This is a genomic window from Bradyrhizobium sp. 138 (genome assembly GCF_023074075.1).
Lineage (GTDB): Bacteria > Pseudomonadota > Alphaproteobacteria > Rhizobiales > Xanthobacteraceae > Bradyrhizobium.
On the sequence record NZ_JADPKT010000092.1, the window covers coordinates 1 to 535 of the forward strand.

The following is a 535-nucleotide window of genomic DNA, read 5'->3' on the forward strand; positions in this document are numbered from 1 at the left end:
CAGCTCGACCACCGAGAGCTGCGGGATGGCGAAGCGGTCGCCGGCGGCCTCCACGATCAGGGCCGAGACGATGGCCAAGGTCAGCGGGATCTTGATGGTGACGGACGAGCCTTCGCCGGCCACGCTCTTGATGTCGATGGTGCCGCCGATCTGGTCGATATTGGTGCGCACCACGTCCATGCCGACGCCGCGGCCCGAGACCGAGGTGATGGCGGCGGCGGTGGAGAAGCCGGGCGCGAAGATGAACTTGTGGATCTGGGCTTCGCTCATCTTCTCGAGCTCGGCCTCGGTGACGAGACCTGACGAGATCGCCTTGGCCTTGATCTTCTCGGTGTTGAGGCCTCTTCCATTGTCGGCGATGCAGATGATGATGTGGCCGCCCTCGTGATAGGCGGACAGGCGGATGGTGCCCTGCTCGCCCTTGCCGCTGGCAAGACGCTCGGCGGGGGTCTCCAGGCCATGATCGGCGGAGTTGCGCACCATGTGGGTGAGCGGGTCCTTGATCAGATCGAGCACCTGGCGGTCGAGCTCGGTG

General features: G+C 65.4%; 1 protein-coding gene. It reads right to left on the bottom strand.

Annotated elements, in window-relative coordinates:
• On the bottom strand, window positions 1-535 hold a 535-nt coding region (locus IVA79_RS37080), incomplete at both ends, for an ATP-binding protein (protein ID WP_247560760.1).